General features: G+C 69.0%; 21 protein-coding genes. 11 read left to right on the plus strand and 10 right to left on the minus strand.

The features are described 5' to 3' along the window. Positions 1–263: 263 nt before the first annotated feature. From EGK76_RS03555 to EGK76_RS03565, 3 genes are all read right to left on the minus strand, one after another. The gene (locus EGK76_RS03555; RefSeq protein WP_123831671.1) at positions 264–2159 is read right to left on the minus strand and encodes a DUF885 family protein; all 1896 of its coding nucleotides are present in this window, start codon (positions 2157–2159) and stop codon (positions 264–266) included. A 71-nt stretch (positions 2160–2230) separates the two neighbouring features. Beyond that, complete coding sequence (locus EGK76_RS03560; protein ID WP_123831672.1) at positions 2231–2917, minus strand: DUF502 domain-containing protein; 687 nt, start codon at positions 2915–2917, stop codon at positions 2231–2233. A gap of 83 nt (positions 2918–3000) precedes the next feature. Beyond that, positions 3001–5073: a bifunctional serine/threonine-protein kinase/formylglycine-generating enzyme family protein gene (locus tag EGK76_RS03565; protein ID WP_158613439.1), complete on the minus strand. Its 2073-nt coding sequence runs from the start codon at positions 5071–5073 to the stop codon at positions 3001–3003. A 59-nt stretch (positions 5074–5132) separates the two neighbouring features. Here EGK76_RS03565 and EGK76_RS03570 point away from each other — a divergent pair, with 59 nt between their 5' ends. Further along, complete coding sequence (locus tag EGK76_RS03570; protein WP_158613440.1) at positions 5133–6563, plus strand: hypothetical protein; 1431 nt, start codon at positions 5133–5135, stop codon at positions 6561–6563. Here EGK76_RS03570 and EGK76_RS03575 read toward each other — a convergent pair. From EGK76_RS03575 to EGK76_RS03585, 3 genes are all read right to left on the minus strand, one after another. Then, positions 6530–7012 carry a DUF4442 domain-containing protein gene (locus tag EGK76_RS03575; RefSeq protein WP_123831675.1) on the minus strand — a complete coding sequence of 161 codons (483 nt, stop codon included), beginning with the start codon at positions 7010–7012 and terminating at the stop codon, positions 6530–6532. The two genes, EGK76_RS03570 and EGK76_RS03575, sit on opposite strands and share 34 nt — an antisense overlap. A gap of 70 nt (positions 7013–7082) precedes the next feature. Then, positions 7083–7967 (minus strand): thioredoxin, encoded by an 885-nt coding sequence (gene trxA / locus EGK76_RS03580; RefSeq protein ID WP_123831676.1) that lies wholly within the window; start codon positions 7965–7967, stop codon positions 7083–7085. A gap of 35 nt (positions 7968–8002) precedes the next feature. After that, a complete protein-coding gene (locus tag EGK76_RS03585; protein WP_123831677.1) occupies positions 8003–8194 on the minus strand; it encodes a hypothetical protein in 192 nt (63 codons plus the stop codon). Between EGK76_RS03585 and EGK76_RS03590 the strand changes: the two genes are divergently transcribed. Genes EGK76_RS03590 through EGK76_RS03600 form a run of 3 tightly spaced genes read left to right on the plus strand, consistent with a single transcriptional unit; the run spans position 8184 to position 9545 of the window. Further along, complete coding sequence (locus EGK76_RS03590) at positions 8184–8759, plus strand: hypothetical protein (protein WP_123831678.1); 576 nt, start codon at positions 8184–8186, stop codon at positions 8757–8759. The genes EGK76_RS03585 and EGK76_RS03590 overlap by 11 nt on opposite strands. A 10-nt stretch (positions 8760–8769) precedes the next feature. Continuing rightward, positions 8770–8982: a helix-turn-helix transcriptional regulator gene (locus EGK76_RS03595; RefSeq protein ID WP_123831679.1), complete on the plus strand. Its 213-nt coding sequence runs from the start codon at positions 8770–8772 to the stop codon at positions 8980–8982. Continuing rightward, on the plus strand, positions 8979–9545 hold the full coding sequence (locus tag EGK76_RS03600) for a hypothetical protein (protein ID WP_096299095.1): 567 nt from the start codon (positions 8979–8981) through the stop codon (positions 9543–9545). Before EGK76_RS03595 ends, EGK76_RS03600 begins: the two co-directional genes overlap by 4 nt. A 6-nt stretch (positions 9546–9551) precedes the next feature. Here EGK76_RS03600 and EGK76_RS03605 read toward each other — a convergent pair whose 3' ends face one another. Both EGK76_RS03605 and EGK76_RS03610 read right to left on the minus strand, forming a co-directional pair. Next, entirely contained in the window at positions 9552–10880 is a 1329-nt protein-coding gene (locus tag EGK76_RS03605) for an amidohydrolase family protein (protein WP_123831680.1), read from the minus strand. A 59-nt stretch (positions 10881–10939) separates the two neighbouring features. Next, complete coding sequence (locus tag EGK76_RS03610) at positions 10940–12655, minus strand: GGDEF domain-containing protein (protein WP_158613441.1); 1716 nt, start codon at positions 12653–12655, stop codon at positions 10940–10942. 135 nt (positions 12656–12790) lie between these two features. On the opposite strand from EGK76_RS03610, the gene leuS reads away from it, so the two are divergent. From leuS to rlmH, 6 genes are all read left to right on the plus strand, one after another. Beyond that, complete coding sequence (gene leuS, locus EGK76_RS03615) at positions 12791–15547, plus strand: leucine--tRNA ligase (RefSeq protein WP_123831681.1); 2757 nt, start codon at positions 12791–12793, stop codon at positions 15545–15547. A 65-nt stretch (positions 15548–15612) separates the two neighbouring features. After that, on the plus strand, positions 15613–16143 hold the full coding sequence (gene lptE / locus EGK76_RS03620) for an LPS assembly lipoprotein LptE (RefSeq protein ID WP_096299091.1): 531 nt from the start codon (positions 15613–15615) through the stop codon (positions 16141–16143). A gap of 34 nt (positions 16144–16177) precedes the next feature. Continuing rightward, positions 16178–17224 (plus strand): DNA polymerase III subunit delta, encoded by a 1047-nt coding sequence (holA, locus tag EGK76_RS03625; RefSeq protein ID WP_096300611.1) that lies wholly within the window; start codon positions 16178–16180, stop codon positions 17222–17224. After that, positions 17221–17895, plus strand: coding sequence for a nicotinate-nucleotide adenylyltransferase (gene nadD / locus EGK76_RS03630; protein WP_096299089.1), 675 nt, complete (start codon positions 17221–17223; stop codon positions 17893–17895). The genes holA and nadD overlap by 4 nt, the downstream gene beginning before the upstream one ends. Before the next feature lie 28 nt (positions 17896–17923). Then, complete coding sequence (gene rsfS, locus EGK76_RS03635) at positions 17924–18337, plus strand: ribosome silencing factor (RefSeq protein WP_096299087.1); 414 nt, start codon at positions 17924–17926, stop codon at positions 18335–18337. A 39-nt stretch (positions 18338–18376) separates the two neighbouring features. Beyond that, the gene (rlmH, locus tag EGK76_RS03640; protein WP_096299085.1) at positions 18377–18847 is read left to right on the plus strand and encodes a 23S rRNA (pseudouridine(1915)-N(3))-methyltransferase RlmH; all 471 of its coding nucleotides are present in this window, start codon (positions 18377–18379) and stop codon (positions 18845–18847) included. Between the two features lie 388 nt (positions 18848–19235). Here the strand turns inward: rlmH and EGK76_RS15345 are convergent, their stop codons facing one another. After that, entirely contained in the window at positions 19236–19409 is a 174-nt protein-coding gene (locus EGK76_RS15345) for a hypothetical protein (RefSeq protein WP_157745446.1), read from the minus strand. Between the two features lies 1 nt (position 19410). Beyond that, the gene (locus EGK76_RS03645) at positions 19411–20142 is read right to left on the minus strand and encodes an SIMPL domain-containing protein (protein ID WP_123831682.1); all 732 of its coding nucleotides are present in this window, start codon (positions 20140–20142) and stop codon (positions 19411–19413) included. Positions 20143–20262: 120 nt separating this feature from the next. On the opposite strand from EGK76_RS03645, the gene EGK76_RS03650 reads away from it, so the two are divergent. Further along, positions 20263–20859: a Maf family protein gene (locus tag EGK76_RS03650; protein WP_123831683.1), complete on the plus strand. Its 597-nt coding sequence runs from the start codon at positions 20263–20265 to the stop codon at positions 20857–20859. Position 20860 lies beyond the last annotated feature (1 nt).

Consider the following 20860-nt stretch of genomic DNA (forward strand, 5'->3'; position numbering starts at 1 on the left):
CCCCCGCGCGCGACCGGCGTGCAGGATCGCCCGGTGGGTGGAGCAGGGCAAGCCGCAGCGCGGCACGTTGTACTGGATCACCGTGCGGCGCCGCGTGGCCGGGCGGCCGGCTGGCGCGGTTGCCGCCTGGGTCCTTGCCGGGCCATGCACCGCCAATCCGCGGGGACGCGGCGCCCCGGCCACCGGATCCGGCACTGCGGACTGTACCGACCGCCGGCATCATGTCGGCGCGGATAGCCGGCGCGCGCGTCGGCCGGCGGGCCTCAGCGCGTGGCCTCCGTCTCCGCCTCCGCCTCCGCTGTCGGCGAGGCCGCGGGTCGCGCATCCGCACGTCCGCGCTGCGCCGCGAGCCAGGCATCGATCTTCGCCTCGAGCACCGGCAATGGCACTGCGCCGTCCTTGAGCACTTCGGTGTGGAACTCGCGGATGTCGAAGCCCTCGCCCAGGGCGTCCTGGCTGCGCTTGCGCAGCTGCTGGATCTTCAGCTCGCCGATCTTGTAAGCCAGTGCCTGGCCGGGCCAGGCGATGTAGCGCTCGGCCTCGGCGATCGCGTCGGGTTCGCTGACCGAGGCATTGGCGAACATGTAGTCGAGCACCTGCTGCCGCGTCCAGCCCTTGCTGTGCAGGCCGGTGTCGACGACCAGGCGCACGGCGCGCCACAGTTCGCCCTGCAGCCGGCCGAAGTAGTCGTAGGGATCGGCATAGATGCCCAGTTCGCGGCCCAGGCTCTCGGCATACAGGCCCCAGCCCTCGATGAAGACGGTCTCGCCGCCGAAACGGCGGAAGGCCGGCAGGTCGGTCAGTTCCTGCTGCAGTGCAAGCTGGAAGTGATGGCCGGGAATCGCCTCGTGCAGGAACAGGTCCTCGGCGTCCCAGCGCTTGCGCGTGGGCAGGTCGAAGGTGTTGACGTAGAAGATGCCCGGACGGCTGCCATCCTCACTCGGCGGCAGGTATTCGCCGCCCGCAGCCGATTCCGCCCGGAAGTCCTCGATCGGCCGGATCTCGAACCCGGCCTTGGGCGTCAGCGAGAACAGTTCGGGAACCCGGGCTGCGATCGTCTTCTCGATGCCCCGGTAGTGCGCGAGCATTGCCTCCTCGGAACGGAACTCGAAGCGGCGGTCGCTCTGCATGAAGCGGAAGAAGTCCTGCAGCGAGCCCTGGAACCCCGTCTCGGCCATGACGGTGCGGATCTCCGCGTGGATGCGTGCCACCTCGTCGAGGCCGATCTGGTGGATCGCCTCGGGCGTGAGGTCGGACGTGGTCTGCTGACGGGTCGAGAATGCATACCAGGCCATGCCGTCGGGCAGGGCGTCGAGTCCCACGCTGTCGCGGGTATGCGGCAGATAGTCATTGGCGATGAAGTCGCGCTGGCGCCGGATGGCCGGATTGAGCTGCTCGGTGATCAGGCTGCGGAACGCGGCGGTCAGCCGTTCGCGCTCGGGAGCGGGGACGTCGTCGGGGAAGTTCGTAATCGGGCCCCAGAACGGGCTCTTCTCCGGATCCTCGGCGAGGATCGCATCGAACTGTGGCAACACCTTTTCCATCAGCACGCGGGGCTGGACCACGTTGGACTCGATGCCGACACGCATGTTGGCGATCTCGGTGTCGAGCACGGTGGGGATCCGCGCCGCGCGGCGCAGCCAGGCGTCGTAGTCGGCGACGCTCGCGAACGGCTGCGCGGTCTGGCCCGAGCCCAGCAGCACTGCGTAGCTGACCGTGCTGCCCATCTGGTTGACCGGCATCATCCAGCCCGGGAAGCGTTCGGCGTCAAGTGCATTGCGCCGGTCCTGGACGAAGATCCGATAGCTCAGCAGGTCCTGGCCCTCGAGGCCGGCACTGCCGATCGCTTCGAGCGTTTTCAGCCAGCGCTCGTTGAAGGCGCGGAGCTGTTCGCGGTATTGCGCGCTGGCGAAGTCGGGCAGCTGGTCGTTGTAGCGCGGGTCCCCGAGGAAGGTCGCCTGCACCGGGTTGAGCTTGAGCAGTTCTTCCCAGTACTCGGCGTAGTGCGTGGCCAGCCGCGCGGCGCGCGCGGGCGCGTCTTCGGCAGGAACCTCCGCCGCTGCGGTCGTGTCGGGCGTGGGCGCGGCGCGGTCGCAGCCGGCAAGGCCACTGCTGGCGGCGACGGCGACGGCGATGGCAAGAACGAGCGGCTGCTTCATGTCGGGGCTCCGGAAGGTCGATCGATGCTGAGCAGCGTGTAGTCGCTCGGCAAGGGCCGGAGGTCACGCTGTCACAGATCGGTGCCGTGCCTGGGTACCGTGCCCGGTCGGTCGAACGGAATCGTGTCCGGCGCCACCGCGCCGCCGGAAATGATGAAGCTCATCGCCTGGTCGACGGTCCAGTCGGTCGGGGTGAGCTTCTCCAGCGGCACGATTTCCAGATACCCCGAGGTCGGATTGGGCGTGGTGGGCACGTAGACGGCCGCGAGTTCACGCCCGGTGCCCTGTTCGCGGATCACCCGGGTCACGAAGCCGACGGACTTCATTTCCCGGTGCGGGAAGTCGATCAGCACCACGCGCTGGGTGCCGTCGGGCTTGGTCTGCAGGATGTCGAGCAGCTTGCGTGCGCTCGAATAGATGACATTGGCCAGCGGGATGCGCTGCACCAGTGCTTCGAGCCAGCCCAGCAGGCGCTGGCCGACGACCCGCCGCGCCAGCCAGCCCACGCCGAGGATGAGCACGAGGGTCGCCAGCAGCGCGATCGTCGCCTGGACCGAAACGGCATTGATCCACCCAAGCGAGTTCGGAAAGCCCGCGGCAATGCTGTGCGCGAGCGGGCCGACCAAGGGACGGCTGATATCCGACAGCAGCACGAATACGAATTTGACGACGATCCAGGTGAGCCAGATCGGCAGCAGGGTCAACAGGCCGGTCAGGAACAGACGCTGCAGGCGTCCGCCCAGGGTGTGGGCACTCATGGCGTTTCAGGTGTGAATGGGGGAACCCGACATCATGCGCCCGGCGTCCGGTCTTCGAAAGGGCGGCATCTGTCGCCAGGTGCTCAGGGCAGGTGGGCGAGGCGGAAACCGACATCGTCATAGCCGCGGCGCGGGTCGAGCGCGCGGCTGCTCAGCTCGTCGCGCTGGCTGCGGCCAGCGGCGATGCGGTCCTTGCATGCGGCCGCGCAGTCGCTGCGCCATTCCGCCGGACCCATCGCGCGGGTCGCGACGCTGGCGCCCTGGGCGGTCGAGGCGACGACGATGCTGCGGCCTTCGCGTTCGCTGCGCCACCGCGCGTATTCCATGGCGTCGTCCCACGACACGCAGACCACCGGATCGCTCGGCGACTGCTCGAAGCCGGGATCTTCCCAGTTCTTCGGAGCCAGTGCCCGCAGCACCGAGCCGCGGGCACGGCAGGAGGCGGACTTGTGACCGGTGGCCGCGACGAAGGCGGCGTAGTCGGCGCGGCTGACCGGTGCATTGGCGATCGCGTAGGCGCCGTCGGGCCCGCGCACCACCCGGGCGCCACCGGCAACACGTGCAGCCAACGCCGCGACATCGGGAATGGTCATGGCCAGCCGGCGCAGCCGCGTCGTGACCGCCGCATCGATACCGGCCGCCTCCGCAGCCGCGAGGGCAGCGAGTGCATCGGCACGGTCGACAGCGGTTGCCGCAGCGGCGATGCGCGCGTCGGCTGCGGTCTCCACTTTCGCGCGCAGCTGGCGCATTGCCTCGCCTTCGGCCTGGCCGGTGGCCGCCGCGTGCTGGCGCGCGGCGGTCAGCATGGCGGCCGCTTCAGCGTGCGCGCCCTTGGCGATCAGCGCGCCGGCGCGCGCGGCAGCAGCATCCAAGGCGCGGGCGGAGACCGGCGCGAAGCGCAGATGTTCGCGATCGGCACGCCAGGCACGGGTCAGCGATTCGAAAGCGTTCGCCCCCTCGGGCGCAGCCAGATGCCCGGCCTGCATCCGGCGTTCCGCCTCGAGCAGGTACCGGTCCGCCTGCGAGACCGGCGCCACGCGCGCCGCCGCGGGATCGACGAGCTCCATCGGCCCGGCGGTCGCGGCCGTGCCGGACATGTCGTCGCGTGCGAGGCCCTGCGCATCACCGGCCTCAGGACTGGGGAGCGTGCTGGCCTGCGCCGCGGCCTGCGTATCCGGGTCCGGTTGGGTGGCCGGGCGAAGCAGCAGGCCGATACCGGCTGCCAGCACCAGTACCGCCGGTATCCACAGCAGCGGCGGGACGCGCCTGGCGCCGGCCCCGGCCCGGCGCAGCGCGCCTTCGATCAGCGGAGCACTGCGTCCGCCACGCAGCGGTACCTCGGCCAGCGCCTGCAGCATCTGGTTCGCATCGGCGAATCGCCGGCCCGGTGATTTCGCAAGGGCGCGGTCGATGAAGCGCTGCCAGTGGCGCAGCGCCGGCGGCAGTCGCGGAATCGGATTTTGGGTGTGCGCCAGTGCCATCGAGAGTGCATCGTCGGCCTGGTAGGGCAGGCTGCCGTTGAGCATTTCCCAGGCCAGCACGCCAACGCTGTAGAGATCGGCGCGGAAATCCACCTGCTGTCCGCGCGCCTGTTCCGGCGCCATGTAGGCGGTGCTGCCGACGGCGAGCCCCACCATCGTCACGCGCGTGCCGTAACCACGCCGCAGGGCGATGCCGAAGTCGGCCAGCAGCGGGCGGTCGGCTTCGTCGAACAAGACGTTCTCGGCCTTGACGTCGCGATGGATCACCCCGCGCGCATGCGCATAGGCCAGTGCCGAGAGCAGGGCGCGCAACACTTCGCGTACCCGGGCATGGTCCCGGGTGAGGTCGCGCCGACCCAGATGGCCGTGCGGGAGGTAGGGCATCGCGTACCACGGCAGGCCATCGGCCGTGCGGCCGACCTCGTGGATGCCGACGATGTTGGGATGCTCGAGCCGGGCGATGGTGCGGGCCTCGTTCTCGAAGCGTCGGCGGCTGACCTCGTCGGCAAGCGCCTCGGGTCGCATGACCTTGATCGCCACGTCGCGGCCGAGCGACAGCTGGGTGCCGAGATAGACGGTCGCCATGCCGCCATGGCCGACGACGCGCACCACGCGGTAGCCGGTAATCTCCGGCAGCGTCATCGGCTCCTCGAGCCCGTGTACGTACTGCGACATGCGTCCCCCTGTGCGGCCGACAGCATACCCACCGGGTCGCAGAAAACGGTGTGATGTCGTTGGCGCTACCGAGCGCGTGCATTGCCGTGGCATGGCAGACTCCGCTGGCCGCAGGAGCGCGGCCAGCAGGGGGGTCATGGATGCGTTGGTTGAACTATCTGGGTTTGGGGTTGGTGGTGACGGCGACGGTACTGTCGCTGCTGTGGGGCGCGTCGCGACTGCGCGGACCGACGCCGGAACAACGTGCGGCACTGGCGCTCATGGAAGCGCCGAACGTGTTCCAGGGGCGCAACGTGTTCGACGCGCTGTGGGTGCTGCGGCGTGACGTCCCCGATGACGAGGTCGCGGCCGTGGTGGACGCGGACATGCAGACGCTGACGACGGCATCGCGCGAGCGCAGTCCCCCGCTGTCGTTCACGGGCGCCCGCGCCCGCTATCGCGACCTGCTTGCGGACAGCGCAGCCACCCCGCACTGTAAAACCCACCGATTGGACGGATCGGACGGATCGGACTGTCTCGAAAAAGTCGGCGCTTCGCTCGACGCGTATGCCGCACTGGTGCAGTCCAATCTCCGCCTGATCGAACGGGTGCAGGCATTGTCGGGCTACGACCACTATGTCTCGCGCCTGCCGCCCGATTCCACCGGCGTACTGTTTTCCCCGATCGGCTTGCTGGGCTGGTCGGCCACTGCGCACGCAGTGCAGTTTGCACAGGGGGACCGGATCGGCGCGATCGAAGCGACCTGCCGCGATCTTGCGACGTGGCGACGTATCGGCCACAACAGCGACAACCTGCTCGTACGGATGTCGGGGATCCGGCTGACCACCGACGGCTACGGCGCGCTGCTGGCCAGCATGCTGGCGGACATGCCGCGCGGAACGGCGTTGCCTGGAAGCTGCGATGCGGCCCTCGCTGCGCCAGCGGCGGCAGAGTTGTCGATCTGTCCAGCCATGCGTGGCGAATTTGCGGCGACCATGCGCGTGTTCCAGTCGATGCCCGAGATGCGCGAGCACAACGCATGGAGCTGGCTCGTCCTGGATCATGAAGGGTTCCGGGCCCTGATTGCCGAGCAGAGGGGGGCGTCCTGCGCGGCGGCGCACCCGCTGCCGGACCCGGACCGGAACGCGGCGGTGCCCAGCGCCCGGACACCCATCTGGCGGCGCTTCGAATGCATCGCGAACGCCGCCGGCTGTGTTCTCGCCGAGATCGATGGACCCGGCTATGGACCCCATGTCACGCGGGGACACGATTACGGTGCGCGTCTGCAGCTGCTCGGCACGCTGGGCTGGCTGCGCGAGCAGCCCGACGACGGCAGCCTCGCCGAACGTCTGGCGCGCCGTCCGGAAGGTCTTCGCAGCCCGGGCTACGACATCACCATCGGTCCCGATGGGCGCACGTTCGGCATCGCGCAGCGCTATATCAGCCCCGTCAACACCTGGTCGCTGCCCCTGCCGGCTTATCTGGTCGAGACGGTCGCGTCGGCGGATTGAGACGCGCGCCGCTTGCGGCGGACGTAGATCTGCTTGCGCACGCGGGCCACCAGTTCGCCCGAGGCATCGAGCACATCGGTGGTGAACCAGTGCAGGTGCTTGCTGCCGTCGGCGGTCGCCGCGCGGATCGTCTCGACCGTCGCGTCATTGAGGTCGAAGCTCGCGTGCACGGTACCGCGGCCGGGGCGGACGAACTCGATCTCGGCGGCCTTGTCCCAGACCACGTGTTCGCTGCCGAGCGCGCGCAGGGTGAGGATCATCCAGAACGGGTCGGTCATCGCGAACAGGCTGCCACCGAAGTGCGTGCCGACATAGTTGCTGTTGAACCAGCGCTGGCGCAGTTCGACGCGCGCATGCCGGAACCGCGCGTCGATCGCGGTCACCCGGATCCCGGTGAACAGGAACGGTGGCCACAGGTTGAACATCAGTCGGGCGCGGCGGGGCGTCATGGCAGTGCGATCGGCGGGGGGCGCCGATCTTGCCATACGCAGCTGTACGGTGCCTGTGGCCGTGGCCGGATCAGAACAGCAGTGAGGCCATCTTGCGGCGATAGCGGCCGACCAGCGCAGGATCCTCGACGATGCGGAACGCATCGATCAGTGCCTTGCGCGGCAGGCCATCCTGGAAGTCGCGATCGCGGCTGAGCATCTCGATGAACTGCTCGAAGCCCGCCTCTGCGTCTCCCGCGACGATATGGCGCACGCCCAGCTGGTGGCGGGCGGTCAGATTGCCCGGATCGGCAGCGATCGCGGCCTGCAATGCCTCCACCGGCGGCGCGTCGGCCAGCAGGGTCGCGAAGTCCAGGCGCGCGCGGGCCTTGATGGTGCGGTCGTCGGTGGCGAGATTGGCCGGCAGGCCATCGAGCAGGCTTTCGGCCTCCTGCGCCGCTCCGGTCTGCAGCAGCGCAAGGGCGAGATCGAGCCGCAGCTCGGCCTTGTCGGGCTCGGCTGCGATCGCCTCGCGCAGCCGGGCGACTTCCGCGGCGGGGTCGAGCGGGGCCGGGGCGGCGTCTTCGGCAGGCGCCCCTTCCGCGGGCGCGATGCCATGGCGCTGGAGGAATTCGCGGACCTCGCCTTCGGGCAGCGCGCCGGGGAACCCGTCGACCGGCTGCCCACCGACCAGCAGGAACACGGTGGGCACCGAGCGGATCTGGAAGGCCGCGGCGATCTGTTGCTCCTTGTCGACATCCACCTTCGCCAGCACGAACGCGCCGTTGTACTCGGCCGCCAGCTTCTCCAGGACCGGGCCAAGCGACTTGCACGGCCCGCACCATTCGGCCCAGAAATCGATCAGTACCGGGGTCTGCAAGGACTTCTGCAGGACCTCCGTCTCGAAGTTGGCGGTGGTCGCGTCGAAGACGTGGCGGGGGGCGTCGGTAGCGGGGGCGTTGCCGTCGAGGAGCATGCGGAAATCCTTGGAAGGGGAAGCGCCGTGCGCGATCACAAGCAGATGGCGACGGCCGCGCAGGATACAACCATGTAAAAGATAGTTGACATCAGCTTATGCAAATGTAAATTGCTTTTTACCTTGTGTTCGGTGGAGCGGACATCATGACGACACAGACTGTGTATGCGCCTGATGCGGGGCTGGGCGTCGATCTGGGCTGCGATCTGGCCGACGGTGGTCTTCATCGGTTTTGGTGTTCTGTTCATCGCAAGGGAACCGGCTTGGCGCGCGCTCACACTCGGGCCCGTCATGGCCCTCCTGATCTGCATTGCGTGGGGCGCGTGGCGAAGCACGCGGTTGTCGGCGGATGGCGAGGGGCCATCGGCGACGGAAACCGACGCCTGGAATTCGGGGCAGATCTTCCTCGCGGGCGTGATCTTTCTGCAGATAATCGCCGTCGGCCGACTCGGCGACGGCTGGTTTCCGTATCTGATGCTGTTCGCCTATGGCGGGGCGGTCGTCGCGGCGCCGGCCCTGCGGAGGTACCGACTTGCGCAGCGGCTGCGCCATGGCGGCATCCTCGAGGACGAGCGCGATCGTGCGATCCAGGCGGACGGCATGAGATGGTCGAAGCGCACGCTGGAAGTGCTGATCGTCGTCGGGGCGCTGGCCTATACCATTCTCGTCGCGCACGCGGGCATTGCGCTCGATGCGCGCGCCACAGTTGCAGCGGCTTTCGTTTCAATGTTCGTCGCCAATGGAATCGGCAACTGGCGGGCTGCGGTGCTGTACGGCCGTGATCGTCGCTAAGGGCGGCCCGATGACCGGCACACCCATCACCAACGAGATCCGGCGCCTGCGTTTCGAGCACGGCGAAATGACCCAGCAGGCCCTGGCCGATGCCTGCCAGGTCACGCGGCAGACGATCATCGCGCTGGAGGCGGGGCGCTATGCGCCATCGCTGGAACTGGCATTCCGCATCGCACGGGCCTTCGGGGTCGGCGTCGAGGACGTGTTCCGGTGGGCGGCATGAGGCGCCCTGATCTGGTGCTGTGCGCCGCCGCGCACGCCTGCAGCCTGCTCACGCTGCTGATCGCGGCGGCGTTGACCGGCGTGCCGGCGGCTGCGCCGCTGGCGCTTCCCGGCGCGACCGGCATGCCCTTGTCATGGGTGTTCAACGTACTGGCCTGGATCGGGCCCGGCCTGGTCGTTGCAGCGGTCGCGCTGCGGCTACGGGGCCGACTGCCACGTTCGGGCATGGGCGCCGGTATCGCCCTGCGGCTGATGCTGCTGGCGGCACTGGCGTTCGCGGCCCAAGGGCTGCTGCCGCTCGATCCCGAGGCGCTCGACGCCGGCATGAGTCGCTGGCATGCCGCCACGTGGATGGTCTGGATGCTCGCCTTTGTCGCCGCTGCGTTGCTGTCGGGTATTGCATTGCCGAGTGTGCGCTGGCCGTCGCTGATCCTGTGCGCGACGGTCGCGATCTGCCTGTTCGCGCCGATGCTGGTCGGCCCCGAGATCGCGACGCGGTTGGCATTGGCGTGCTGGTGGGCGTGGACCCTGTTGCTGGCGTGGCGGCTGCCACGCCAGCATTGACGCGATTCAATCGGCGACGATTGCCGGCGCGTCCGGCATGCGGTGCACGCGGCCGGCCTGCATCACGAAGTCGACCGCCATCACCACGTTGATGTCCGCTACCGGATCACCCGGCATCGCGATGATGTCGGCGCGTTTACCGGCTTCAATGACGCCCTGGTCGTCCACGCCGAGCACGGTGGCGGCATGCAGCGTCGCCGACTGCAGCGCATAGGCGGCCGGAATGCCGGCCTCCACCATGTAGATGAACTCGCGCGCGTTGTCGCCGTGCGGGCCGACGCCCTGGTCGGTGCCGAACGCGATCGGCACGCCGGCGCGATAGGCGCGCGCGGCGGTGTCCTGGATCTGCGCGCCGATGGTCGCGGCCTTGGGTCGCACGACTTCCGGGAAGTAACCCGGCTCCTTCGCCTTGTCGGCGACGAAGCGGCCTGCATAGATCGTGGGCACATACCAGGTGCCGCGCTGCTTCATCAGCCGCATCACTTCCTCGTCCATGTGGGTGCCGTGCTCGATGCTGGTGACGCCGGCGAGCACCGCGCGCTTCATTCCCTCCGTGCCGTGCGCATGGGCGGCGACGCGATAGCCGTAGTCGCGGGCGGTATCGACGATCGCCTGGACCTCGTCGACGGTGAACTGCGGCGCATCGCCGCTGCGCGCGTAGCTCAACACGCCGCCGGTGGCGGTGATCTTGATGACGTCGCTGCCGTCCTTGTAGCGCTGGCGCACGGCCTGGCGCGCATCGTCGACCGAATTGATGACGCCTTCGGTCGGGCCGGGCGGGCCGAGCAGGTGCGAGAGCATGGAGTTGTAGCCATTGCTCGGATCGGCGTGGCCGCCGGTGGTAGCGATGGACTTGCCGGCGGCAAAAATCCGCGGCCCCTCGACCAGTCCCTGGTTGACCGCATCGCGCAGGTGCGGACTGACTTCGCCGCCAAGGTCGCGCACGCTCGTGAAACCGGCATCGAGCGTCTTGCGCGCATAGCCGACGGCGCGGAACGCGTAGTCCACCGGATCGAGACGGAACCCTTCGGAATAGCTCGCTGGGCTGGACTGCGACCCCAGATGCACGTGGAGATCGGTCCACCCCGGCGAACAGGTGCGCTCCGCGAGCACGATCGAGTCCACATCGCCGCCGAGCTTGGCCCGGCCGGGAATCACTTCGCGGATCCGACCGTCCTCGACCAGAATGGTGTGCTCGCCGAGCACGCGTCCGCTGCGCGCATCGAACAGGCGCTCGCAGTGGAGGGCGGTCTGCGTGGCGGCGATGGCGCCGATGGGCGACAGCAGGGTCGCGGCCAGCAGGGCAGAGGACGACAGGCGAACACGTGAAGCCATGGGCAACTCCGGAACGGCGGCGGTTCCGGATTGAAGCACGCCTGCGCGATGTGCAGGGATCAGGGCGCGTACGACACGTGCAGCACGCGGTTGCGGCCTTCGGCCTTGGCACGGTAGAGCGTTGCGTCGGCCATCTGCAGCAACAGGTGGGGCGCGTAGCCATCACCGGGGAAGGTCGCGATGCCGATCGAGATCGTCACCGGCCCGAGCTGCTGCCCCAGGTGCTGCACCGTCGTCATTTCCACCTGGCGCCGGATCCGCTCGGCGCGCGCGCAGGCGCTCGCAGCGTCGAGTTCCGGCATGACCAGGGTGAACTCCTCGCCGCCGTAGCGGCAGGCGATGTCCTCGTCACGCACGGCGGCCTCGATCTGGCGTCCGATCTGCGAGAGCAAAGCGTCGCCGGCGGCGTGGCCATGGGTGTCGTTGAAGCGCTTGAAATGGTCGACGTCGAGCATCAGCACCGACAGGGGCAGGCCCCGGCGCTCGCAGCGCTGCAGCTCGCGGCCCAGGCTCTCTTCGAGATACCGGCGGTTGAACAGCCCGGTCAGCGGGTCGCGCAGGGATTGCGTCCGTAGGGTCTCGCGCAACTGCAGGTTGGCGATCGCCAGTCCCAGCTGCTCGGCCAGCTGGCCGATGAGCTCGTCGATGCCGTCGCCATGGTCGACCTGCTCGGTCGGCGCGCTGACGTGCAGCAGGCCGATCGAGCCGCTCTGCGCACTCAGCGGCAGGCAGATCGAGGTGACGCCCGGCGCCGGCATGCCCGGGTCGAGATGGCCGCAGCCCAGTTGCCTGCGGTCGACGCCCGCGAGCATGTGCATCTGGCCGCGACGCAGCGCCCAGCAGTCCTCGGGCAGCAAGGCATCGGGGCTGCTGATCATCGCTTCGCCGAAGCTCGCGACGCTGTCGTGGAATTTCTGCGAAGCGCGCAGAAGATAGATCCGGCCACTGGCGCCAGGCAGCAGCCGCAGGATCGTCTCGATCGACAGCTGCACGATCTCATCGCGCGTCGTGCAGCTCTGCAGGAGCCCGGAATACCGGCTCAGCTCGTGCCGCTGCCGGGACAGGCGGTTGACCTGGTCCATGCTCAACGCCATCTCGTGCGCCGCGCCACGGGCCTCCTTCTCCAGCCCGAGGGCGCGACGGTTCTCGCGGGTGAGGCTCTTCATGAGAATCACCATGATCGCGCCCGAGGCGAGCATCCCCAGGATCACGATCACGCTCAGCTGCACCGCCTGCCGGTGGTTGGCCGCCTTGCGCTCGGCAAGCAGGCGCAGCTCGTCGCGACGCATCTGCGAGCCGATCCCCTCGATTTCACCCCATTGCCGCAGCACGGTTCCCGGATCGGTCGCCAGCCGCGCCGCTTCGGCGCCGCGGGCTTCCTGCAGGTCGTGCACGCGGCGCAGTTCGGCGAGATGCTGCCGGGCGATATCGCGCAGGTGCCTCGCCCGCGTGTCCTGGTCCGGGTTGTCGCGGATCAGCATCGTCAGGGCTTCGATGGTCCTGTCGACTTCGGGCGCCGCCGCGAGGTACTCGCTGCGGAAATCGGGATGACCCGTCAAGCGATACGCCCGCGCATTCGCCTCCACGGCCCGGATGGAGCGCTCGACCACCTCGATCTGGTTGATCACCTCGTAGCTGTGCTCGATCCACGCATTGCTGCTGCGCAGGCCGGCGACAGCGGTCAGGCTGGCGATCGCCACGCCCACCAGCAGCACCAGGGCGACAGCGAACGCAGGCAGGCGATACCGCGAGATCCTGGACGGGGATGCGGGCAAGGCGGGAGATCCGGGAACGGGGCCGGGGATTCTAGCCAGTGCGCACCGGCCCATGGGTTTGGCCGCTGATCCATGGCGGCGGTCCCGGCGCTGCGGTAGGCTTCCCGCTTGTATCGCAGCACAGCAGCGCATCCCGTGTCCAACGAGCCCTTCGTCGATTCCACTGCCTATCAACCCGCTCCGGTGGAGTCCGACGCCCAGCGGTTCTGGACCACGACCCGTGCCTTCGAAGTCACCGAGCGGCCCGACAAGCCCAAGTACTACTGCCTGTCGATGCTCCCGTATCCATCGGGCGCGCTGCACATGGGGCACGTGCGCAATTACACGCTCAGCGACGTCATCAGCCGCTACCAGCGCATGACCGGCAAGAACGTGCTGCAGCCGATGGGCTGGGACGCGTTCGGCCTGCCGGCCGAGAACGCGGCGATCAAGAACGGCACCGCGCCGGCCAAGTGGACCTACGCCAACATCGCGCACATGCGTGGCCAGCTGCAGTCGCTGGGCTATGCGATCGACTGGAGCCGCGAGTTCGCGACCTGTGCGCCGGACTACTACGTCCACGAGCAGCGCATGTTCGTGCGGCTGATGAAGAAGGGCCTGGCCTACCGCCGCAACTCGGTCGTCAACTGGGATCCGGTCGATCAGACGGTGCTCGCCAACGAACAGGTCATCGACGGTCGCGGCTGGCGCTCCGGCGCCCTGGTGGAGAAGCGCGAGATCCCGCAGTGGTTCCTCAAGATCACCGCCTACGCCCAGGAACTGCTCGACGGCCTCGATACGCTCGACGGCTGGCCGGATTCGGTCAAGACCATGCAGCGCAACTGGATCGGCCGCAGCGAGGGCCTGGAGTTCGGGTTCGACGTGGTCGGAAGCGACGAGAAGCTCGCGGTCTACACCACACGGCCCGATACCCTGATGGGTGTGACCTTCGTATCGGTCGCCGCCGAACATCCGCTCGCGGTCCGCGCGGCCGAAAGCGATCCCGACCTGGCGGAATTCGTTGCCGACCTGCGTCGGGGCGGAGTTTCGGAAGCCGAGCTCGAGACCCAGGTCAAGCGCGGCATGGACACCGGCCTGCGCGTTCTGCACCCGATCACCGGCGAGGAAATCCCGGTCTGGGTCGCCAATTTCGTGCTGATGGGCTACGGCACCGGTGCGGTCATGGCGGTACCGGGCCACGATCAACGCGACTGGGAATTCGCCAAGGCCTATGGCCTGCCGATCAGGATGGTGGTCGTGCCGACCGACGTGCGCGATGCGCTCGAGGAAATCGGCCGCGACCGCGTTACGCATACCGATCCGATGCAGTCCGCGCTCGAAGGCGGCGCCTCGCTGGATGTCTACGACACCGGCGCTGCGGTGCAGGTCGTCGAGGAATTCGAATACCGCATCGCCGAAGAGAGCGCCTACACCGATCGCGGCTGGCTGGTGAATTCGGGCGAGTTCGACGGTCTCGATTTCCAGCAGGCGCTCGATGCCCTGGCCGCCCGCTTCGAAGCGGAGGGCCGTGGCAACCGCAAGGTCAACTTCCGCCTGCGCGACTGGGGCGTCAGCCGCCAGCGCTACTGGGGCTGCCCGATCCCGGTGATCTACTGCGATGCCTGCGGCGCGGTGCCGGTGCCCGAGGATCAGCTTCCCGTCCTGTTGCCCGAAGACGTCGAGGACGCCTTCGCCAACCCGGGCGTGGTGCAGTCGCCGATCAAGTCCAATCCGGAGTGGCGCAGGACCACGTGTCCGAGCTGCGGCGGCGCGGCCGAACGCGAGACCGACACCTTCGACACCTTCATGGAGTCGAGCTGGTACACCGCGCGTTACACCTCGCCGGGCGCGGCCGACATGGTCGACGAACGCGCCAATTACTGGACGCCGGTCGACCAGTACATCGGCGGCATCGAACACGCGATCCTGCACCTGCTGTATTTCCGCTTCTATCACCGCCTGATGCGCGACGAAGGCCTGGTGCGCAGCGACGAGCCGGTGATCAACCTGCTGACCCAGGGCATGGTCATCGCCGATACCTTCTATCGGGAGCTCGGCAACGGGGGCAAGGACTGGATCAACCCGGCCGATGTCGAGATCACCCGCGACGACAAGGGCCGGATCACCGGCGCGACCTCGAAGCTGGACGGCCAGCCGGTCTCGATCGGCGGCACCGAGAAGATGTCCAAGTCGAAGAACAACGGCGTGGATCCGCAGTCGATGATCGGCAAGTACGGTGCCGATACCGTGCGCCTGTTTTCGATGTTCGCGGCGCCGCCCGAGCAGTCGCTGGAGTGGAACGAGGCCGGCGTGGAAGGCATGTCGCGGTTCCTGCGGCGCCTGTGGAACCAGGTGCACCGGCACGTGCAGGGCGGGGCAGCAGCGCGTGCCTTCGACGCGGCTGCGGCAACGCCGGCGCAGAAGACCCTGCGCCGCCAGCTGCACGAGGCGATCCAGAAGGTCGGGGACGACTACGGTCGCCGCCACAGTTTCAATACCGCGATCGCCGCGGTCATGGAACTGCTCAATCATGTGGGCAAGTTCGACGAGACGGATGCGAACGCGTGTGCGCTGCGCCAAGAAGCGTTCGAGACCATCGTGCTGCTGCTCAACCCGATCACACCGCATATCGCCCACACGCTGTGGCAGGTGCTGGGTCACGCCGAGACGCTGCTCGAGGACCAGGCGTTCCCGCTGGCCGATCCGGCTGCGCTGCAGCGCGATGCCGTGACGCTCGCGGTGCAGGTGAACGGCAAGCTGCGCGGGACGATCGAGGTGGCGGTGGACCTGCCGCGGGAGACGATCGAGGCGATGGCACTGGCCGAGCCGAACGTCGCGAAGTTCCTAGACGGAGCAACCGTGCGCAAGGTGATCGTCGTGCCGGGCAAGATCGTCAACATCGTCGCCGGCTGAACCCGGCGTCGCCGCATCTCCGACCGGCGCTTGCCGGTCCTATCCCCCTCCTCCAGACTTCGCCCATGCGCATCCTCCGATCGGTTTTCCCGTCTCTGGCCCTCGTCGCCCTCGTGCTGGCGCTTTCGGCCTGCGGCTTCCATCTGCGCAATGCGCTGACCCTGCCGGCCGACCTCGGGCCGGTGGACATCGTGTCGAGCGATCCCTACAGCCGCCTGGCGCGTTCGGTCGAGCGGGCGCTGGCGGCCGCCGGTGCCGAGATCGCTGAACCCGGCGCGACCGACGTCGCGACGCTGAACATCCAGTCCGAGCGATGGGCCTCGCTGCCGGCGAGCCTCGACGCGCAGGGCCGCGCGCTGGAATACACCCTGCGCTATGCGGTGGTGTTCTCGATGCAGGATGCCGATGGCCGTGCCATCGTGCCGCAGCAGGCGATCGAGCTCTCGCGTGACTATCTGGCGCCGCCGACCGATGCGATCGGATCGGAATCGGAGCGCGAACTGCTCTCGCGCGAACTCGAGCGCGAGATGACCGCCTCGATCATCCGTCGTATCGATGCGGTGTTCCGTAACCCGCAGCAGCGCCCGCTCGGGTGAGCCCGTCGCGCGCCAGTGGCCGCTTGAGCCGGTCGTGGAACTGACGCCCGAGCGCCTGGCCGCGCAGCTCGATCGCGAACCGCTGCGCCCGGCCTATCTGATCGCGGGGCCCGAGCCGCTGCGCGTGCTCGAGGCCGCCGATGCAGTGCGGGCGGCCGCGCGTGCGCAGGGTTTTGCCGAGCGGGAGGTCTTCGAGCCGGAAGGGCGCGACATCGACTGGAGCGCGGTCGAGGCCACGTTCCGGGCGCCGAGCCTGTTCGCCTCGCGCCGGCTGGTCGAGATCCGCCTGCCGACGACCAAGCCCGGCAAGGACGGCGCCCAGGTCATCAGCGGGTTCTGTGCCGATCCGCCCTCGGATGTGACCCTGCTGGTCACCGGCGGCGAGTGGAGCCGGCAGCATGGTGGCAAATGGAGCGAGGCGATCACCGGCATCGGCCATCTGGTCGTGGCCTGGCAGGTCAAGCCGCACGAGCTGGAAAGCTGGATCGACGCCCGCCTGCGCAGCCGCAACGTGCTGGCCGATCGGGCCGCCGTGCAGCAGCTGGCCGAACGCGTCGACGGCAACCTGCTGGCCGCGGCGCAGGAGGTCGACAAGCTCGCGCTGCTGGCGGACGGCAGCACGCTTGACGCGCCGCGCATGCATGCGCTGGTGGCGGATGCGGCTCGCTTCGACGTGTTCCGCCTGCTCGACGCCACGCTCAACGGCCAGCCGGCGCAGGTGGTGCGCATGCTCGCCGGGCTGCGGGCCGAGGGCGCTGCGATTCCCGCACTGATGGGCATGGTGGTGATGGAGCTGGCACGCGCCGCGCAGCTCGCCCAGGTCCAGGCCCGCGGCGGCAATCTGGCCAACGAATTCAAGGCCCAGCGCATCTGGGATGCCCGCCAGGCCGGTTACCGGCGGGCCCTGCAGCGCCATCCCGAAGCGCGCTGGGTGCGCTTCGTCGCCGAGGCTGGGCGCGTGGACCGCATCGCCAAGGGGCGCGGTCGGCCGGGGCAGGACCCGACCGACGGTTGGCTTGCGCTCGAGCGGCTGCTGGTCGCGGTCGCAGACGCGCGCGCCGGCGCCCTGCTGGCCGCATGAGCGGCGCGGCGGAGCCGCTGCACCTGGTCTACGGCGGCACCTTCGATCCGATCCATTGCGGCCATCTGGCGATTGCCCGCGCGGCCCGCGATGCGCTGGGCTGCACTGTCCGGCTGATGCCCGCGGGCGACCCGCCGCATCGCCCGGCCCCCGGCGCGGATGCCGAGATGCGGGCGGCGATGGTCGCCCTGGCCATCGCCGGCACGCCCGGACTGCTGCTCGACCGCAGCGAGCTCGATCGGGGCGGCCGCAGCTACACCGTCGACACCCTGGCCGGGCTGCGCCACATGCTGGGCCCCTCTGCGCCGATCGCCTGGCTCGTCGGCGCCGACAGCTTGCTGGGCCTGACGGCCTGGCATCGTTGGCCGATGGTGTTCGAACTGGCCCATCTGGTAGTCGCAGAGCGGCCGGGCAGCGCGCTCGACGCCGCACTGCCCGACGACCTCGCCACTGCCCTGGCCCCGCGCTGGGCCACGTCGCCGGACGAGCTGCGGACGCGGCCCGCCGGTCGGGTCCTGCGCCTGCATCAGCCCCTGTCCTGCGTGTCGGCAACCGAGGTGCGGGCGCGTCTCGCCGCGGGCGCTTCGACGGAAGGCTGGCTGCCGGAGCCGGTGGCCGCATTCATCCACGAGAAGGGCTTGTACGGAGCAGGCTCTCGCGCTCCGCTATAATTTCCGCCGCACTTTCCGAGCCACACTCTTGTCCAATCCCGCACACGTCATCAAGACCCGCCTGCCCGAACCGCCGCCGTCCCCGGACGCTTTGCTCGAGGTCGCGCGCGCGGCAGTCGCCGAAATCAAGGCCGTCGACGTCATCGACATCGACGTGCGCGGACGCAGCAGCGTCTGCGACTTCATGGTCATCGCCTCGGGCACGTCCAGCCGCCACGTCAAGTCGATCGCCGACGAAGTCGTCAAGCACGCCAAGAAGCTCGGCTGCCAGCCGCTCGGCGTCGAAGGCGAGCGCGAGGCCGAATGGGTGCTCGTCGATCTGGGCGACGTCGTCGTCCACGTCATGCTCCCGCGCGTGCGCGAGTTCTATGCCCTCGAGCGGCTGTGGACGGTGGGCGACGAGCCGCCGGCCGAGGATCGCGGCCCGCGTCGCGATGCCTGATCGGGCGCGCCCGGCGTCGGCGCCGGACGCGGTGCTCCAGTGAAAGCGAAGCTGATCGCCGTAGGCGAGCGCGCACCTGCATGGGTCGCGGAGGGCTTCGCCGAATATCGCAAGCGGCTGTCGCACTGGCTGCCGCTGGATCTTGTCGAAGTCGAGCCCGGCCTGCGCGGCAAGGGCCGTGACACGGCGCGCGCGATGTCCGACGAGGGCGGACGCGTGCTGGCGGCGGTGCCGCGCGATGCGCTGGTGGTGGCGCTCGACGGCCGCGGCAGGCTGCATTCTTCCGAGGACCTTGCCCAGCGCCTCGAGCACTGGCGCATGCAGGGCCGTGACCTGGCATTCCTGATCGGCGGACCCGAAGGCCATGCCCCTGACGTGCTCGCACGTGCCGATGAGCGCTGGTCGCTCGGGCCGTTGACCCTCCCGCACATGCTCGTGCGGCTGGTGCTCGCCGAACAGCTCTATCGCGCCGCGGCGATGCTGGCCAATCATCCCTATCACCGGGCCTGAGCCGCCGCGGCTGCAGGTGTCCGCAGCTGCGAGGCCGTCGCAGGCCACCGCCCCGCGCGTCTCCCGGCCCGGGCGCAGCAGGTCGGGCCGCGTGCAACGCAAAGAGGCGTAGGCATCGGCGACCGCTCAGGTGTCCCCGACTTTTGGAGCTGATCCCCTTTTACCAGGCCGCGGTACGCGCGGGACGGGCGTTTACGGCCACATCGCCCGAACGCGCGTCGCACCGCGTGCTGTCAGTCGCCGAGCAACGCAGGGCAGGGGGAGGTGCCGCGCGTACGCGCGGTGGTGGAAGCCGGTCTGCGGAAACCGCACGCGCCTGGGTTCACGCGTTTCTGCGGGCAATCGCCGCGCATGCGGCGGAAGGTCGATGCCCGAGATCGGGCGGCGGTCAATCCTCCGGCATGCTCTCCGGCTCGCGATCGAGGCCGCCGTCGTCGGGATTGCGCTCGTGGGTGTCCACCGGCTGCTGGGCATCGCCCTTGTCGTTGGGGTTCTTCTCCGAATACCCGGGATTCTGGCCCGGACGGGTCGGCGGTTCGTGGGTGGTCCTGTTCTGGCTCATGTCAGCGTCCCAGTTCGAAAACGACGTCGAGGTTGGCGGTGAGCGTGCTCTCACCGGGCGATACGGGTGACGAGAAACTGTCCTGCTGCACGGCTCGCATCGCCATCATCGGGCGCGGTGGCGCCTGGAAGCCGCCGCCCTCGCTGATGCTGACGATGCGGCGCACGCGCATGCCCAGCGACGTGGCATAGGTTTCGGCCCGGTGCTGGGCCGTCTTCAGTGCCGCTGCGCGGGCCTCGTCGCGGACGCCTTCGGCATCCTCGATCTCGAAGGTCGGCCCGTTGATCTGGTTGGCGCCACTGGCCACGAGCGCGTCCAGCACTTGGCCGAGCTTGCCGATGTCGCGGACCTTCAGATTCACGGTGTTGCTGGCCTGGTAACCGGTAATCGCCGGCGGCTGGTCTTCGGCGTAGCGGTACTGCGGATTGAGGTTGATGCCCGATGTCTGCACGTCGCGGTCGGCGATGCCGGCTGCCTTGATCGCGGTCATGAGCCTGGCCATCTGTTCGGCATTGCCGCGCATGGCCGCGTTGGCATCGGCGGCCTGGGTCACCACTCCGGTCGACAGCACGGCGATGTCCGGGCTGCGGCTTGCCTCCGCCTGCGCGGAGATCGACAGCAGGGTGCCGTCGCCGGGTGTGGCCTGGTGCATGGGCTGGGCGCTGGCGGTCATCGACAGGGTTCCGAGGGCGAGGCCGCAGGCGAGCAGCAAAGGACGAACAATGAGGCGCATCGAGAGCTCCAGGGTGGGAAACAAGGGTCGTCACGCTCCGGTGAACGGCCCGTGAGCCATACCGGGTTGATGCGGATCCAGCGGGCAGAGCGCAGGGGGCCCGCACGGTATCCTTTCGTGATGCTGCATCTTGCCTCGCAATCCCCCCGTCGCCGCGAACTGCTGGCCCGTCTCGGCCTGCCGTTCGGGCAGATCGACGTCGATGTGCCCGAGGTCCGCGGGGCGGACGAGCCTGCGGCCGACTACGTGCTGCGCGTCGCGGGCGACAAGGCGCGCGCGGGACTGCAGGCGCTCGGCGGTGGAGCGGAAACACTGGTGCTCGGCGCCGACACCGAGGTCGTCCTCGATGGCGTGGTGTTCGGCAAGCCACGCGACGACGCCGACGCGATGGCGATGCTACGAACGCTGTCGGGCCGTCGTCACGAAGTGATTTCAGCGGTAGTCGTGGTCGGCGAGGGACGCATCGGCCAGCTGGTGGTGGTCACCGGGGTCACGTTCGACACGCTCGACGATGCAACCATCGCGGCGTATGTGGCCACCGGCGAGCCGCGCGGCAAGGCCGGCGCCTATGCGATCCAGGGCGGCGCCGAGCTGTTTGTCGCTAGCATGGACGGCAGTTACTCCGGGGTCGTCGGCCTGCCGCTGCAACAGACCGCGGCGCTGCTGCGCACATTCGGGCTGCATCCGCAGCCCTTCGCATCCGACCACGGAGCCTGAG

It is taken from the genome of Luteimonas sp. 100069, from assembly GCF_003813845.1.
Lineage (GTDB): Bacteria > Pseudomonadota > Gammaproteobacteria > Xanthomonadales > Xanthomonadaceae > Luteimonas > Luteimonas chenhongjianii.

Coding starts and splice junctions, on each gene's coding strand:
- EGK76_RS03555 (WP_123831671.1), bottom strand. CDS start 2,159: ATGAAGCAGCCGCTCGTTCTTGCCATCGCCGTCGCCGTCGCCGCCAGC.
- EGK76_RS03560 (WP_123831672.1), bottom strand. CDS start 2,917: ATGAGTGCCCACACCCTGGGCGGACGCCTGCAGCGTCTGTTCCTGACC.
- EGK76_RS03565 (WP_158613439.1), bottom strand. CDS start 5,073: ATGTCGCAGTACGTACACGGGCTCGAGGAGCCGATGACGCTGCCGGAG.
- EGK76_RS03575 (WP_123831675.1), bottom strand. CDS start 7,012: ATGACGCCCCGCCGCGCCCGACTGATGTTCAACCTGTGGCCACCGTTC.
- trxA (WP_123831676.1), bottom strand. CDS start 7,967: ATGCTCCTCGACGGCAACGCCCCCGCTACCGACGCCCCCCGCCACGTC.
- EGK76_RS03585 (WP_123831677.1), bottom strand. CDS start 8,194: ATGAAGACCACCGTCGGCCAGATCGCAGCCCAGATCGACGCCCAGCCC.
- EGK76_RS03595 (WP_123831679.1), top strand. CDS start 8,770: ATGACCGGCACACCCATCACCAACGAGATCCGGCGCCTGCGTTTCGAG.
- EGK76_RS03600 (WP_096299095.1), top strand. CDS start 8,979: ATGAGGCGCCCTGATCTGGTGCTGTGCGCCGCCGCGCACGCCTGCAGC.
- EGK76_RS03605 (WP_123831680.1), bottom strand. CDS start 10,880: ATGGCTTCACGTGTTCGCCTGTCGTCCTCTGCCCTGCTGGCCGCGACC.
- lptE (WP_096299091.1), top strand. CDS start 15,613: ATGCGCATCCTCCGATCGGTTTTCCCGTCTCTGGCCCTCGTCGCCCTC.
- nadD (WP_096299089.1), top strand. CDS start 17,221: ATGAGCGGCGCGGCGGAGCCGCTGCACCTGGTCTACGGCGGCACCTTC.
- EGK76_RS15345 (WP_157745446.1), bottom strand. CDS start 19,409: ATGAGCCAGAACAGGACCACCCACGAACCGCCGACCCGTCCGGGCCAG.
- EGK76_RS03645 (WP_123831682.1), bottom strand. CDS start 20,142: ATGCGCCTCATTGTTCGTCCTTTGCTGCTCGCCTGCGGCCTCGCCCTC.
- EGK76_RS03650 (WP_123831683.1), top strand. CDS start 20,263: ATGCTGCATCTTGCCTCGCAATCCCCCCGTCGCCGCGAACTGCTGGCC.